The 14,859-nt window shown below is 73.3% G+C and carries 15 protein-coding genes; 2 read left to right on the forward strand and 13 right to left on the reverse strand.

What is annotated here, in order from left to right:
- Position 1 precedes the first annotated feature (1 nt).
- The 4 genes from ACIBQ8_RS38945 to ACIBQ8_RS38960 form a co-directional block, all read right to left on the reverse strand.
- A complete protein-coding gene (locus ACIBQ8_RS38945) occupies positions 2-2,554 on the reverse strand; it encodes a CHAT domain-containing protein (protein ID WP_397194553.1) in 2,553 nt (850 codons plus the stop codon).
- A gap of 66 nt (positions 2,555-2,620) precedes the next feature.
- Positions 2,621-3,082: a hypothetical protein gene (locus tag ACIBQ8_RS38950; RefSeq protein WP_397178022.1), complete on the reverse strand. Its 462-nt coding sequence runs from the start codon at positions 3,080-3,082 to the stop codon at positions 2,621-2,623.
- Complete coding sequence (locus ACIBQ8_RS38955; protein ID WP_397178021.1) at positions 3,079-3,639, reverse strand: RNA polymerase sigma factor; 561 nt, start codon at positions 3,637-3,639, stop codon at positions 3,079-3,081. The genes ACIBQ8_RS38950 and ACIBQ8_RS38955 overlap by 4 nt, the downstream gene beginning before the upstream one ends.
- Positions 3,640-3,711: 72 nt before the next feature.
- On the reverse strand, positions 3,712-4,725 hold the full coding sequence (locus tag ACIBQ8_RS38960; protein WP_397178020.1) for a S8 family peptidase: 1,014 nt from the start codon (positions 4,723-4,725) through the stop codon (positions 3,712-3,714).
- Positions 4,726-4,900: 175 nt separating this feature from the next.
- Between ACIBQ8_RS38960 and ACIBQ8_RS38965 the strand changes: the two genes are divergently transcribed.
- Entirely contained in the window at positions 4,901-5,395 is a 495-nt protein-coding gene (locus ACIBQ8_RS38965; protein WP_352323642.1) for a DUF3145 domain-containing protein, read from the forward strand.
- Positions 5,396-5,548: 153 nt separating this feature from the next.
- Here the strand turns inward: ACIBQ8_RS38965 and ACIBQ8_RS38970 are convergent, their stop codons facing one another.
- The 9 genes from ACIBQ8_RS38970 to ACIBQ8_RS39010 all read right to left on the reverse strand — a co-directional run bounded on the left by ACIBQ8_RS38970 (position 5,549) and on the right by ACIBQ8_RS39010 (position 13,737).
- A complete protein-coding gene (locus ACIBQ8_RS38970; RefSeq protein WP_397178019.1) occupies positions 5,549-6,973 on the reverse strand; it encodes an acyl-CoA carboxylase subunit beta in 1,425 nt (474 codons plus the stop codon).
- Positions 6,973-8,205 (reverse strand): beta-ketoacyl-ACP synthase II, encoded by a 1,233-nt coding sequence (fabF, locus tag ACIBQ8_RS38975; RefSeq protein ID WP_397194554.1) that lies wholly within the window; start codon positions 8,203-8,205, stop codon positions 6,973-6,975. Before fabF ends, ACIBQ8_RS38970 begins: the two co-directional genes overlap by 1 nt.
- Before the next feature lie 36 nt (positions 8,206-8,241).
- Positions 8,242-8,481 carry an acyl carrier protein gene (locus tag ACIBQ8_RS38980; protein WP_125639869.1) on the reverse strand — a complete coding sequence of 80 codons (240 nt, stop codon included), beginning with the start codon at positions 8,479-8,481 and terminating at the stop codon, positions 8,242-8,244.
- Between the two features lie 81 nt (positions 8,482-8,562).
- On the reverse strand, positions 8,563-9,519 hold the full coding sequence (locus ACIBQ8_RS38985; protein WP_397178017.1) for a beta-ketoacyl-ACP synthase III: 957 nt from the start codon (positions 9,517-9,519) through the stop codon (positions 8,563-8,565).
- Positions 9,516-10,412 (reverse strand): ACP S-malonyltransferase, encoded by an 897-nt coding sequence (locus ACIBQ8_RS38990; RefSeq protein WP_397194555.1) that lies wholly within the window; start codon positions 10,410-10,412, stop codon positions 9,516-9,518. The genes ACIBQ8_RS38985 and ACIBQ8_RS38990 overlap by 4 nt, the downstream gene beginning before the upstream one ends.
- 103 nt (positions 10,413-10,515) lie before the next feature.
- On the reverse strand, positions 10,516-11,640 hold the full coding sequence (locus ACIBQ8_RS38995; RefSeq protein WP_357965870.1) for a helix-turn-helix domain-containing protein: 1,125 nt from the start codon (positions 11,638-11,640) through the stop codon (positions 10,516-10,518).
- Positions 11,641-11,735: 95 nt separating this feature from the next.
- Positions 11,736-12,167 (reverse strand): DUF350 domain-containing protein, encoded by a 432-nt coding sequence (locus ACIBQ8_RS39000; RefSeq protein ID WP_352323647.1) that lies wholly within the window; start codon positions 12,165-12,167, stop codon positions 11,736-11,738.
- 24 nt (positions 12,168-12,191) lie between these two features.
- Positions 12,192-13,337, reverse strand: a complete 1,146-nt coding sequence (locus ACIBQ8_RS39005) for a glutathionylspermidine synthase family protein (RefSeq protein WP_397194556.1) — start codon at positions 13,335-13,337, stop codon at positions 12,192-12,194.
- Position 13,338: 1 nt separating this feature from the next.
- Positions 13,339-13,737 carry a hypothetical protein gene (locus ACIBQ8_RS39010; RefSeq protein WP_397178013.1) on the reverse strand — a complete coding sequence of 133 codons (399 nt, stop codon included), beginning with the start codon at positions 13,735-13,737 and terminating at the stop codon, positions 13,339-13,341.
- Between the two features lie 90 nt (positions 13,738-13,827).
- Here ACIBQ8_RS39010 and ACIBQ8_RS39015 point away from each other — a divergent pair, with 90 nt between their 5' ends.
- Positions 13,828-14,850, forward strand: coding sequence for a PHP domain-containing protein (locus ACIBQ8_RS39015; RefSeq protein WP_397194557.1), 1,023 nt, complete (start codon positions 13,828-13,830; stop codon positions 14,848-14,850).
- Positions 14,851-14,859 lie beyond the last annotated feature (9 nt).

Genomic DNA, 14,859 nt, shown 5'->3' on the forward strand with positions numbered 1-14,859 from the left:
GTCAGCCGGCCGGATGGACCGGCCGGTCGCCCGCCCCGAAACAGACGAACCCCAGCAGGCCGGTCTTGGCCGACGCGCAGGCCAGAGCCGCGTCCGGCGCCTGCCCGGCGGCCAGCAGCTCGTGGAAGGCGCCCATCATGGCCATCGCGGCCTCGTCCCCGATGGGCACCATCCCCGCCACCACGCACGAGCTCCCGCGCGCCAGGAACGTGCCCGGCAGCCCGAGCGGCGCCCCCTCCGCAGGCGTGCGGGCCATGCCCGAGTTGCACGCCGACAACACGACCAGCTCCGGCGCGCGGTGCAGGCCCAGCAGGTCGTAGGCCATGAGCTGCCCGTCGCCGAGCGTGATGCCGGACAGCAGCGGGCTGCGGGCGTGGAAGGCGCCGTGCGCGGCCAGATGGAGGACGTCGGCCTCGCCGAGCGCGGCCAGCACGGCGTCCCGGCTGCCGGGCACCGCCCGCGCGCCCGGATGGCAGGCCAGCACGCGGGCCACCTCCTCCTCGGCGTGGACCAGGTCGGGCCCGGCCGCCGCCAGCACCACCGGCGCCCCCTCCCGCAGGCGGGCCCGCCGCCGCGCGCCCACCCACGCCGCCGCGCTCGCCGCCACGCTCACGGGACGCTCGCGCAGCCCCGGCAGCGCGCCCCAGGGCAGGGTGTGCAGCGGCCCCACCGGCACCACCACCAGCGGCCGATCACCCAGCTCGGCCACGAGCGGCCCCAGCAGCAGCCGCTCCAGCTCCGCGCCGGCGCCGGTCAGCTCGGTGAGCGCCTGCGCGGGACCGGTCACGTCGAGCCCCGCACCCCACTGACGCAGGGCGTGGCGCAGCCGCATGATCGCCTCACGCGTCTGCCGCACGCCGCCCAGCCGCCGCAGGACCAGCCGGTCGGCGGTGATCAGCACCGCCAGCAGCGTCTCCTCCTCGGCCACGAACTCCACCAGCGCCGCGCCGTCGAGCGCCGCCCGGACCCGGTCGACGTCCACCAGGCCGCACGCGTGTTCCGGCGCCGCGACCGCACGCCACCGCTCGGCCCACTCGAACACCTCGCCCGCGCACCCGTCGCGCACCGCCAGGCCCAGCCCGAAGGCGGCCAGCCGCTCGCCGGACCGGGCCGCGTGCGCCCGCAACGCCGGATCCTCGAACGTCTCCACCTGCCCGCTCACCTCGGCCAGCCCGTCGCGGACCGCCCGCAGCGCCCCCGTGACGTCCTCCCGCAGCGCCGCCTCCAGGGCCAGGGCGTGCTGGCGTACGGTCGCCGGGATCTGCGCGAGCTGCGTGGTCTGCGGCTCGGGGGCCAGCGAGGTCAGGCGGGTGCCGGCCGGCATCCAGCGCTCGGCTCGCTCGGCGTGCCGGGTGAGCCTGCGCAGCTGGGCCGAGGCCACCGGATGGTCGTCGACGGCGAGCGCCGCCTCGGCCGCGCTCAGCCGCAGCGCCGCGGCGGCGGCCACGTGCGAGGAGACGTCCTCCAGCTCGTCGGCGCACTTGATCAGATCGGCGACCAGCTCGGACGTGACCGGCCCGAGCGCCAGCCGGGCACGCAGGACGACCTCGCCGGTCAGCGGCAGCCACGACAGCCGCTCCTGCTCGGCCAGCTCGCGCGCCGCCTGCTCGGCCACCTGCCTGGCCCGGTGGGGATCGCCGGTGAGCAACTCGACCTGGGCCAGCTTGAGCCGCGCCTCGGCCAGCGCCACCTGCGCGCCGGAGGACTCCAGATCGGGCACCGCCAGGCTCAGCATCGCCCTGGCCTCACCGGGCAGGTGCGCCGCCAGCAGCGCGCCGGCGAAGTCGGCCCGCATCGTGGCCAGCCGCTCGGGGAAGCCGAACAGGGTGTCCTCGGCCTCCCGGTAGTGCTCGAACGCGCTCGCGATGTCCCCCCGCCGCACGGCGAGGAAGGGCAGGTTGGCGGCAGACAGCCGGGCCAGGTGGCGCAGGCCGGCGTACTGGGCGATCTGCAGGCAGGCCGCGATGTCGCGCATGGCGGCGTCCCAGTCGCCGCGGTAGGCGTGGATCAGGCCGCGGTTGAGCAGGCCGCCGGCCAGGAACCGCCGGTCGTCGACCGTGCCGGGCGCGGCCACGAGGGCCCGCAGCGACCGGTCGCAGGCGGCGATGGCCTCCTGGTGGCGGCCCAGGTGGGCCAGGGCGACCGCGCGCTGGGTGTCGAGCTTGGCGCGGTCGAGGGGCGACAGGTAGGCCCAGGCCAGGGCGGCCACGCGCAGGGCCTGGAGCGGGTGCCCGCGCTCGGTGCGCACGGTGACCAGCGACAGCCGCGCCTGGGCCTGGCGCTCGGCCGGGGCGCCCGGGGTGGCGATGGCCTGGCGCAGGCAGTGTTCGGCGCCGAGGAGGTCGCCCAGCTCGCGGGCGGCCAGCGCCATGGCGCGCAGCGCGATGGCCTCGGCTTCGGGCGCCTCGGCCCGGCGGGCGGCGGCCAGGACGGTGCGGCCGGCGTAGAGGGCCTGCTCGGGATCGACGTGCGCGCGCAGCACGGCCGCCTCGGCCGCCTCGACGAGCGGACCGTGGTCGGGTGCTGATCCTGGTGGGGGAGAAGTGACGCTCATGGCGGGCTGACCGGCGGGGAGGAGGGGTGGGGGCGTAGGGCGCGGACGCGTGCCAGGGCGGCGGCGTCACGTGCGGATGCGCACCCACCTGGTCTGGACGGGGGCATGACCGGGACGGTGGCACACGATGCTCAGCCACCCGGGCGGCAGCCCGGTGGCGGCGAACCGGCCGTCCTGGGCGACCTGCCGGGTGAGCGTCAGGTGGGGGGTGCGCACGTCGATGGCGGCGCCCTCCCCGGGGTCGGGAAAGATCTGCCCGGCGACGTCGATCAGCCCGTCGCCCACGGTCACCTCCAGGTCGAAGGTGAGACCGTCGGTGACGAACCGCACCAGGTGCGAGCCGTCGTCGCGGTCGGGCGCACCCGAGCGCGCCGCGCGGCCACCGCCGTGGTCGGCGGGGTTGGCGGTCACCGCCTGGGGGACGCGCAGCCCGTAGACGTCACGCGCGGCGGCCGACACGTGCCCGGGCATCGGATCCATGCCGGCGGCCAGCCGGAGCGCCGCCAGGAAGTACTCGTCGTTGATCATTGCGCTGTCTCCTGTAGTGAGAGCAGAGTGCGCAGTTTCTCCAGGCAGCGGGCCCTGGTCGGCCCCACGCTGCCCACGGGCAACCCGAGCCGCATCGCCATCTGCTGGTTGCCCAGATCGGTCGCGACCAGTTGCAGCAGAGTGCGGCAGGGTTCCTGCAGGGCGGAGACCGACTTCCACAGCAGCCGCCTGCCGTCGGCCTCCAGCACGGCGGAGGCGGGGTCGGGCTCCTCGACGGCCCCGAAGGTGGGCCTGCCCTCCGGATCGGCGACCAGCAGGCCCGACGGCTCCTTCCGGAGCAGCAGCAGCGCCTCGCGGCGGGTGGTGGTCATCAGCCAGCCGCCCACCCGCGAGGGGTCGCGGATGTCGTGCAGGTGCTGGAGCAGCCGCAGCCAGGCGCCCTGGACCGCGTCGGCGGCGTCGGCCTCGCCCAGCCCGCACGAGCGGGCCAGCGCCCACATGCGCGGGCCGAACCGGGACTCCATCTCGTCCCAGGCTGATCGGTCGCCGTCGGCCGCGTCGCGGAGCAGCTCCGCCGGTTCGCGCAAGTCGCTCAAGCGGCCTCCTTTCGTCCCGCACGGGGAGGTCATCCTGCCTCCGCGTGATTGGCCGAGGACTGAGCGTAAACTCTACAGACTCGTGGGTACGACAACTCCCAGATCGGGAATTTGCCGGGACTGCCGGGGGTCGAGCAGTCGTTCGACGGCTTCCTTGGCCGGTTCGCGCCGGGCGGCGTCGGCCACGGCCCCCGACACCAGCGCGGTGGCGAACGACGTGCCGCTCCAGGCCGCGTAGCCGGCGAACTCGCCGGTGTCCAGGAAGCTGCTGGTCAGCCAGTCGCCGCGGGCGCAGGCGTCGACCCAGGTGCCGTATCCGGAGAAGGGCGCGCGGCGCTCCTGGGCGGCGTCGAGGGCCGCCACGCCCACCGCGCACGGCAGGGCGGCGGGCCAGAACGGCCGGTCGGAGGCGGTGTTGCCGGCGCAGGCCACCGTCACCGTGTCCTTCAGCGCGCCGATGGCGTCGGCCAGCAGGGGCGGCGGCCGGTCGTCGAAGGAGTGGCAGCCGAAGGAGAGGTTGAGCACCTGCGGCGGGTCCTCGCGCATGCGGTGGAGGGTGCGCACCACGGTCGCCTCGTCGCCCAGGCCGTCGCCGTCGAGCACGCGGCGGACCCGCAGCCTGGCGCCGGGCGCCCGGCGGGCCAGCAGGCCGGCGACGAACGTGCCGTGCCCGGCCTGCGCCCCCTGGGCCGCGTCGGCGCTCTCCGGGCCGAGCCCGGCGTACCAGTCGCTGCCCGACCACCACGGGTGCTTGGCCACGCCGGTGTCGAGCAGGGCCACGACCACGTCCGAACGCGACCTGGCCGGCCTGAAGGAGACGGGCGGCGCGGGGAACGGCCGGGACGCCGGTCCGCCGAAGAACAGCGGCTGGCCGGTGAGCACGTGGTTGGGCGAGGCCCGGAAGCCCCGGTCGCGCAGCTCGGCGGTGATCTCGCACGGGTCCACCCCGGCCGTCAGGTGCAGGACGGTGACCCCGTCGGCCTCGGAGACCGCCTGCGTCCAGCGGGCGGCGGCCGACACCGCGCCCCGGTCGACCAGCACCTGACCTGGCCGGATGAACGCCTCGCCGACAGATTGCATGTCCATGAGCCGGTTGTTTCCCCGCCCGCCACAACTGTCACGTGACACGCCCGCACCAACTTGGTATGGCCCCCCTCTGGTGTCCGATGGCGACCGACGGTAGTCTTCCCCTAGTCACTTGTGATCATCCCGGGGCGAGGCCGTTGGGGAAGGCGCACCTCGTACCGAAACGGGAGGTCCGGTGTCTGCTCGTGGCGTGCTTTACGTCCACTCGGCTCAGCCCGCGCTGTGCCCTCACATCGAATGGGCAGTCGCGGGTGTCCTCGGCGTGCCCGTTGATCTGACGTGGACACCGCAACCAGCCGCGCCGAACGTCGTGCGCGCGCAGGCGGAGTGGGAGGGCCGCGCCGGCATCGCGGCGGCCATCGCCTCTTCGCTCATGGGCTGGCAGCGCCTGCGATTCGAGATCACCGAGGATCCCTCGCCCGGCGTCGACGGCTCCAGACACGCCTACACGCCGACGCTCGGCGCCTTCACGGCGGTCATCGGCGCGGCCGGGGACATCATGATCCCCGAAGACCGCCTGCGTGCCGCCATGATGATGGCCGCCCAGGGCCGGTGCGTGCTGGAGGACGAGCTCGACAAGCTGCTCGGCCGGCCGTGGGACGAAGAGCTGGAGCCCTTCCGGTACGCCGGCGACGGCGCTCCCGTCCGCTGGCTGCACGCCGCCGTCTGACCCCGCCGTCTGACCCCGCCCCACCTCCCGCCGAGCGCCTGCCGGGGGCGGCCCGCGGCACGCACGTCATGCCCTGGAGCCGTCCGGCTTCTCGAACGACGGAAAGGCCCCGCACCGGGTCTCGGTGCGGGGCCTTTCGCATGGAACCGGCCGCTACAGCGGGATGTTGCCGTGGGCGCCCCTGGCCGGGGTGGCCTGGGCGAGCACCTTGGCGATGGCGCCGCGCGTCTCGGCGGGCTTGATCACCTCGTCGATGACGCCCAGCTCCTGGGCGCGGGCCAGGCCGCCGGCGAGCTGCTCGTGCTCCTCGGCGAGCCGCTGCTCCAGCGCCGGGCGCTCCTCCTCGGGCGCGGCGGCGAGCTCGCGCCGCTTGAGCACGCGCACCGCCGCCACCGCCCCCATGACCGCCACCTGGGTGGTCGGCCAGGCGAACACCCTGGTGGCGCCCAGTGCCCGTGAGTTCATCGCGATGTACGCCCCGCCGTACGCCTTGCGGGTGACCACGGTGACCCGGGGCACCGACGCCTCGGCGAAGGCGTGCAGCAGCTTGGCGCCGCGCCGGACGACGCCGTCGTGCTCCTGGCCGACGCCCGGCAGGTAACCCGGCACGTCCACGAGGACAACCAACGGCACTCCGAAGGCGTCACACATACGTACGAAGCGAGCGGCTTTCTCGGCGGACGTGGCGTCGAGGCAGCCGCCCAGCCGCAACGGGTTGTTGGCGACGACACCGACCGTCCGGCCGCCGAGACGGCCCAGAGACGTGACGACGTTGGGCGCCCATTTGGCGTGCAGTTCGACGCCGGCCTCGTCGAGCAGGCCGTTGACCAGCGGCTTGACGTCGTAGGCCCGGCGCGCGGACTCGGGCAGCAGCGAGGAGAAGTCGACCTCCTCGACCGCGCCGGGCCGCACCCGGCCCTGGTGGCCGAGCAGCGTGGCGAGCCGGCGCGCCTGGAGGTAGGCCTCGGCCTCGGTCTTGGTGACGACGTGCACGACGCCGCTGCGCCTGCTGTGCGGCTCGGGGCCGCCCAGCGCCTCGCTGTCGACGTTCTCGCCGGTGACGCTGCGCACGACGTCGGGGCCGGTCACGAAGATGCGGCCGGTGTCGGCCAGGATCACCAGGTCGGTGAGCGCGGGGCCGTAGGCGGCGCCGCCGGCCGCCGGGCCGACGACCACCGAGATCTGCGGCACGACGCCCGACGCCTTGGTCATGGCCGCGAACACCCGGCCGACGGCGTGCAGCGACTCGACGCCTTCGGCGAGCCGGGCGCCGCCGGAGTGCCAGATGCCGATGACCGGCACCCGCTCGCGGACGGCCACGTCGTAGGCGTGCACGATGTGCTCGCAGCCCTCGCTGCCCATCGCGCCGCCCTGGAAGCGCGCGTCGCTGCAGAAGGCGGCGACGGGCACGCCCTCGATCCGGCCCATGGCGGCCAGGACGCCGCTGTTGTCCTGCGGGGTGATGAGCCGCAGCGAGCCCTCGTCGAGCAGCGCTGCCAGGCGGACGACTGGATCGCGGGGGTCGGCGGGCTCCTGGCCGGAGCCTTCGCCCACCACCCGGCTGTCCAGTACGGTCATCAAGCCCCCTTGAAGACGACGGTCACGTTGTGCCCGCCGAACCCGAAGGAGTTGTTGACCGCGGCGATGTCACCCTGCGGCAGCGGGCGGTTCGCGCCGTGGACGATGTCGACCTCGATGCCGTCGTCGAGGTTGTCGAGGTTGATGGTGGCCGGGACGATCCGCTCCTGCAGCGCCTTGATCGTGAAGACGGACTCGATGCCGCCGGCGCCGCCGAGCAGGTGACCGGTCATGGACTTGGTCGAGGTGACCAGCGGGTGGGTGCCGATGGCCTTGGCCACGGCCTGCACCTCGCCGACGTCGCCCGCCGGGGTGGAGGTGGCGTGCGCGTTGACGTGCTTGACGTCGACGCCGGTGATCTCGGCGTCGGTCAGCGCCTGCGTCATCGCCATGATGATGCCGCGGCCCTCGGGCTCGGGCTGGGTGATGTGGTGCGCGTCGGCCGAGTAGCCGACGCCGGAGGCGTAGGCGTAGATGCGCGCGCCGCGCGCCTTGGCGTGCTCCTCCGACTCCAGCACCACGATGCCGGCGCCCTCGCCGAGCACGAACCCGTCGCGGTCGCGGTCCCACGGCCGGGAGGCGCCCTGCGGGTCGTCGTTGCGGGTGGACATCGCCCGCGCGGCGGCGAAGGCGGCGATGTTGAGGCCGTGGATGGCGGCCTCGGTGCCGCCGGCGACCACCACGTCGGCACGGCCGAGCCGGATCATGTCCATGGCGTAGCCGATCGCCTCGGCGCCGGAGGCGCAGGCGGAGACGGTGGCGTGCACGCCCGCCTGGGCGCCCAGGTCGATGCCGATCCAGGCGGCCGGGCCGTTGGGCATGAGCATCGGCACGGTGAAGGGCGACAGCCGGTTCCAGCCGCGCTCCTTCCACGTGTCGTAGGCGGTCAGGGTGGTGCTGATGCCGCCGATGCCGCTGGAGACCACGACGCCCAGCCGCTCGGGGGCCACCTCGGGGGCGCCGGCGTCCTGCCAGGCCTCCCTGGCGGCGACCAGGGCGAACTGCTCGCTGCGGTCGAGACGGCGGGACTCGGGGCGGGGCAGCACCTCGGTGGGGTCGACCGCCGCCGTCCCCGCGAACCGCACGGGGACGGAGTCGATCCACTCCGTGGTGAGGGTCTCCACACCCGACTGACCGGCGAGGAGCGCCGTCCAGGTCGAGGTGACGTCTCCACCGACGGGCGTCGTCGCGCCGAGCCCGGTGACGACGACACGTACCCGGTTCGCACTCACGTTTTCGCGCTCCTTACTGGTCAGAACTGCTGGGTGTCAGGCCTGGATGAAGTTGAGGACGTCCTTGACCGTCTTCAGGTTCTTCAGCTGGTCGTCGGGGATCTCGACGCCGAACTCGTCCTGAGCGGCCACGGCGATCTCGACCATGGACAGGGAGTCGATGTCGAGGTCGTCGACGAAGCTCTTCTCGGGGGTCACCTCGCCGGCCGGAATGCCGGTGATCTCGTTGATGATCTTGCCGAGGCCCGCGAGGATCTCCTGCTCGGTGGCAGCCATGTCGCTACTTCTCCTTCATTTTCTGGTTTCTGTACGGCGTCCGCCGTACGAGCTGAGGTACGGCGGGAGCCGTACCGGATCCTACGGAATCTCGATCACTTGGCCCGCATAGGTCAGACCGGCGCCGAAGCCGAGGATGAGCGCGAGGTCGCCTGAGCGGACCTCGCCGCGCTCCAGCATCCGCGAGAGCGCGAGCGGGATGGAGGCCGCCGACGTGTTGCCCGCGGTGACGATGTCGCGGCCGACGACGGCCTTGTCGGCACCGAGCTTGCGCGCGATGGCCTCGATGATGCGCAGGTTGGCCTGGTGGGGGACGAACGCCGCCAGCTCCGAGGGGTCGACCCCGGCGCGGGCGCACGCCTCCAGGGCCACCGGGTGCAGCGCGGTGGTGGCCCAGCGGAAGACCGTCTGGCCCTCCTGGAAGAGGAACTTCGTGCGGTCGGCGATGGAGATGGCCTCGGACCTGTCGCCGGAGCTGCCCCAGACGACCGGGCCGATGCCGGGCGTGTCGGTCGGGCCGACCACCGCGGCGCCGGCGCCGTCGGCGAAGATCACGGCCGTGGACCGGTCGGTCCAGTCGACCCACTGCGACAGCTTCTCCGAGCCGACGACCAGCACGTTCCTGGCCGAGCCGCCGCGGACGGCGGCGCTGGCGGTGGCCAGCGCGTAGCAGAAGCCGGCGCAGGCGGCGTTGACGTCGAAGGCGCCCGGGGACTTGATGCCCAGCCGGTGGGCCACGAGCGCCGCGGCGTTGGGGATCTGGGTCTCCAGCGTGCAGGTGGCCACGATCACCAGGTCGATCTCGTCGGGCGTGAGGCCGCTGGCGGCCAGCGCCTTGCCGCCGGCCTGGACCGCCATGTCCTCGACGGACTCGGCGGCCGAGGCGACCCGGCGCTCCTTGATCCCGACGCGGGACTGGATCCACTCGTCGTTGGTGTCCATGGTCTTGGCCAGGTCGTCGTTGGTGACGACGTTGTCCGGCTGGTAATGGCCCAAGGCCAGAATCCGGGCGCCGGGGGCGATGTCGGGGATCCTCACTTGATCAGCTCCCTGGCCGCGTCGAGGTCGTCGGGTGTCTTCAGCGCCACGGTCTCGACGCCGCGCAGGCCGCGCTTGGCGAGCCCCGTCAGCGTGCCGCCGGGCAGCAGCTCGATCATCTTGGTCACGCCCAGCTCGGCCATCGTCGCCATGCACAGGTCCCAGCGGACGGGGCTGCTGATCTGCGAGATGAGCCGCTGGACGAACTCGGCGCCGCTCGCGGCGGGCCGGCCGTCGGCGTTGGACAGCAGAGTGACCTGCGGGTCGCCGGGCACGACGTTCCAGGCCGCCTCGCGCAGGGCGTCGACGGCGGGGGCCATGTGACCGGTGTGGAACGCCCCGGCCACCTTGAGCGGGATGAGCCTGGCACGGGCGGGCGCGTCGCCCTTGAAGGCGGCGAGCTGCTCCAGCGTGCCGCCCGCCACGATCTGGCCCGCGCCGTTGATGTTGGCCGGGGTCAGCCCGTGACGCTCGATCGCGGCCAGCACGTCGGCCTCCACGCCGCCGAGCACGGCGGTCATGCCGGTCTCGGTGACGGCGGCGGCCTTGGCCATGGCCTGGGCGCGCTCGCGGACCAGGCCCAGGGCCTGCTCGGCGGTGAGCACCCCGGCCAGCGCGGCCGCGGCGAACTCGCCCACGCTGTGGCCGGCCAGGACGTCGGGGGAGGCCCCCAGCGCCTCGGCGGCGGCCAGCGCGGCGGCCACGAGCAGCGGCTGCGCCACGGCGGTGTCGCGGATCTCGTCGGCGTCGGCGGTGGTGCCGTAGGCCACCAGGTCGATCCCGGCGACCTCCGACCAGGCGCCGAGTCTGTCGGCCAGACCGGGCAACTCAAGCCAGGGGGTCAGGAAGCCTGGGGTTTGGGCGCCTTGGCCCGGAGCGACGAGTACAAGCACAAAAACCACCATGCCCTGTAGAACTTCGACACGCGGATGGAGATCCGTACGAACTTTGTCCCGGGTGCTTTGTAGGAACCCTACAGTGAAGATTTCGGGAATGTTACGTTAGGGCCCGCCATGCCGCGGCGCCTTCGGAAAGCCGGCCCAGGATGAGGCCGACCTGCAGCGTGAAGGCCGACCTGCCCTCGGTGGGCTGGTAGCCCGTGAGCTCGGTGATCTTCTTCAGACGGTAGCGGACCGTGTTCGGGTGCACGAACAGCAGCCGCGCCGTCGCCTCCAGGGAGGTGCCCTGTTCGAGGTAGGTGGCCAGCGTATCGAGCAGGGGAGTGCCGGCCAACGGCAGGTAGACGTTCTCGATGAGCTGCTCCCTGGCGTCGGCGTCGCCGTCGAGGGCGCGTTCGGCCAGCAGGTCCTCGGCGTGCACCGGCCTGGGGGCGTCCGGCCAGCCCGCGGAGGCCTTCAGCCCGGCCAGCGCGGCCCGCGCCGACCGCGCGGCGGCGTGCAGGTCGGGCACCTCGGGGCCGATGACGATCGGGCCCACGCCGAAGCGCGCCACGACCTGCCGGGCCGCGTCGTGGACGCTGTCGGCCCCGCCCACGATCACGATCAGCCGGTCGGCCTGCACGCCGGCCAGCAGGTCCATGCCGATGCGGCGGCCCTTGTCGCGCAGGCCGTCGATGACCGCGCGCGGGTCGTCGTCGGGGGCGTGCCCGGCGATCACGACGACGGGGGAGGAGGTCCAGCCGAGGGCGGCGGCCCAGGAGTGGAGGCCGTCGTCGACCTCGCCGCGCACCAGCGCGTCGACGATCAGCGCCTCCAGCCTGGCGTCCCAGGAGCCGCGGGCCTCCGCCTCGCGGGCGTAGACGTGCGCGGCGGCGAAGGCCACGTCGCGGGTGTAGCGGAGCATGGCCTGCTGGAGCTGGTCCTCGCCGCCCGGCGCGGCCAGCTCGTCGGTCTGGGCCTCGACCACCTCGACCACGACCCGGACGATGTCGACCGTCTGCTGGAGCGAGATCGAGCGTTTGAGCTCGCGCGGGGCCGTGCCGAAGAACTCGATGCTGGGCGTCGGCCGGTTCTCGCCGGCGTGCTGGAACCACTCCACGAACGCGGCGATGCCGGCCTGGGCCACCAGGCCCACCCACGAGCGGTCCTCGGCGCTGAGCGCACGGAACCAGGGGAGCTGGTCGTCCATGCGGGCCATCGCCGCCGTGCCGAGCGCGCCCATGGCGCGCTCGAGCCTTCGCGTGGTGTCCTCCCGGGTCCGGTCTGTCACGCCTCCTAGAGTGCCAGGTCGGTTCCGATGACCGGAACGGTGGTGTTTCAGATGACCGCAACCGCCGTGATCAGGCCGATCGCCACGTGGGTGACCGCCAGCAGGCGCGCGCCGGGCTGCAGCTCCGGCTCCTTCACCAGCTCGCGTACGGAGATCCCGACGACCTTGTCGAACACCAGCATGGCCACCGTCTGCACCACGATGCCGACCAGCCCGAACACGGCCGTGCCCGCGAGCCCTTCGGCCAGCCGGCCGCCGGAGGACCAGATGGACGCGGCCACGATGAGCCCGATCGCCGCCAGCGCGGACGTGGTGAGCAGCGTGGCGTTGGCGTTGCGCTGGGTGCGGATGATCTCGCTCAGCTTGCCGGGCGTGGCCCAGTCGATCACGTAGAAGCCGACGATCAGCAGGATCACGCCGACGGCGGCGTACGCGGCGATCGCGCCGGCGCCGCGGGCCAGGACTTCGAGAAGGGTCACGTCATTTCCAATCACGGGGGTGCTTCAGATCGCGATGCGATGAGGGACGAAGGAGGAGGTGTCATCGGTGATCAGGCCGGTGGTCTCCCTGATGCCGAGCCCGGCGGCCTCGTCGGCGACCACCCAGGCGCCGAGCACCGGCCGCTGGCCCTCGAACGCGGGCAGGGCCTCGAACCCCTGGAAGACGTAGCCCTCCCGGCCGTAACGGCCCGGGGTCTCCTGGGCGCCCTCGGGGGTGACGATGCGCATCGAGGCGCCCTCCCTGCCCAGCAGCGGCTTGGCGATGTAGGAGGTCAGCTCGCGCGGCCCGTCGAGGTAGGCGGGCAGCAGGTTGGGATGGCCGGGGTAGAGCTCCCACAACACGGCCAGCAGCGCCTTGTTCGACAGCAGCGCCTTCCACAGCGGCTCGATCCAGGTGGAGTGGCGCACCGCGTGCCGGCCGAAGTCGTCGGCGAGCATCCACTCCCAGGGGTAGAGCTTGAACGCCGAGCGGATCATCTCGTCCCCGGCGTCGACGAAACGGCGGTTGAGCTCGTCCCAGCCGATGTCCTCCATGGCGACGGCGACCGTCCGCCGGCCGGCCTGCTCGGCGGTCTCCTGCAGGTAGGCGACCGTCATGGCCTCCTCGCCCGTCTCGTCGGCGTTGGTGAAGGCGAAGTGCGTGGGGCCGGGCGGCAGCGGCAGCTCGCGCCAGCGCTCGATGAGCCGCTCGTGCAGGGAGTTCCACTGGTCGTCGCCGGGGTGGACGTCCTGCAGCCAGAACCACTGGATCACCGACGCCTCCACCAGCGACGTCGGCGTGTCGGCGTTGTACTCCAGCAGCCGGGCCGGGCCGGTGCCGTCGTAGCGCAGGTCGAAGCGGCCGTACAGGTGGGGGTCGCGACGCTCCCAGGAGCGGGCCACGGCGTCCCTGGCCCACTCGGGGACGGCGAAGTCGGCGTAGCGGCCGGTCGAGACGACGTGCTCGACGGCCCGCAGGCACATGCCGTGCAGCTCCTCGACCTGCTCCTCCAGCGACTCCACCTCCTCCAGGGACAGGACGTAGTGCACCGACTCGTCCCAGTAGGGCCGGCTCAGGCCCTCGGGGTGGGCCGCCCGGTGGTAGGCCAGGCCCTGGCTCTCGATCGTCTTCTCCCAGCCGGGACGGGCGATGCCATGCTCGCGGCGCACGTCAGCTCCCGCCGCCCCAGCTGTTGCCGAAGCCGCCGCGCTGGATCGACTTGCCGCTGCGGCTGGAGATGTTCACGTCGGACGGCCGGTACGTGGTGCCGCCCTGCATGCGGTTGCCGACCCGGTGGCCGCCGTAGTACCACATGTACGCGCCGCGCGAACCGGCGTAGTAGTGCGACCCGCCGCCACCGCCGTCGTCGTCGCAGTAGTCGTCGTCGACGACCTCGTACGTGCCGTCCTCCAGCCGCACCACGCAGTCGGCGGTGACGTCGTCGTCGTCCTGGGTCGCCGCGCAGTAGCCCACCAGCATCACCGACAGGACCCCGAGAATGGTCAGTGGGACGGCCTTGGACGACTTGCGCGGGGGTGGGGGAGCCGGCGTGCGCGGCGGTTGTGCCATGTGGTTCCTGCTTTCCTGGGCGAATCAGCCTATCGGTGCCCTTCGCCCCTGTTCAATGCCGGTGGTCGTCCGCTCGGGTATGAATGACTCATGGAACCGGTCCAGGCTCTGCGCGAGATCGCCTTCCTGCTCGAACGCGCAGGTGAGCCCACCTATCGGGTCCGCGCGTTCCGCCGCGCGGCCGCGGTCGTGGACGACCTGCCGGAAGGGGAGCTCGCGCGGCTGGCCGGAACCGGCGGGCTGGGCGACCTCCCCGGCATCGGCAAGGTCACCGCCCTCGTGATCAACGAAGCGCTCGACGGTCAGGTTCCGACGTATTTGCGTAGGTTGCGGGCCACCGAGGGCGTCGAGCTCGACGCCGAGACCGCGGCCCTGCGCGAGGCGCTGAAGGGCGACCTGCACAGCCACTCCGACTGGTCCGACGGCGGCTCGCCGATCGAGGAGATGGCCGAGGCCGCCAGGGGGCTCGGGCACGAGTACTGGGCGCTGACCGACCACTCGCCGCGCCTGACCGTGGCCAAGGGACTGTCGGCCGAGCGGCTGGAGCGGCAGCTCGACGTGGTGGCCGGGCTCAACGAGCGGCTGGCGCCCTTCCGCATCCTGACCGGCATCGAGGTCGACATCCACCTCGACGGCTCGCTCGACCAGGACCCGGCGCTGCTCGAACGGCTCGACGTGGTCGTGGCCAGCGTCCACTCCAAGCTGCGCATGGACCGCGAGGAGATGACCCGCCGCATGGTCACCGCCGTCGCGAACCCGCTGGTCGACGTCCTCGGCCACTGCACCGGGCGGGTCGTGCGGGCGGGCGGCGAGCGCGGGGTCAAGCGGCCGGAGTCGGAGTTCGACGCCGAGCTGGTCTTCGAGGCGTGCCGGCGGTTCGGGGTGGCCGTGGAGATCAACTCCAGGCCCGACCGGCTCGACCCGCCCAAGCGGCTCCTGCGGCTGGCCTACGAGACGGGGTGCGTGTTCTCGATCGACTCCGACGCGCACGCGCCCGGACAGCTCGACTGGCAGCGCTTCGGCTGCGAGCGGGCCGCCCGGTGCGGGATCGAGGCCGCGCGGATCGTCAACACCTGGCCCCTGGACCGGCTGCTGGAGTGGACGGCGGCGTGAGATCTGGGT

It is taken from the genome of Nonomuraea sp. NPDC049646 (assembly GCF_044465525.1).
GTDB lineage: Bacteria > Actinomycetota > Actinomycetes > Streptosporangiales > Streptosporangiaceae > Nonomuraea.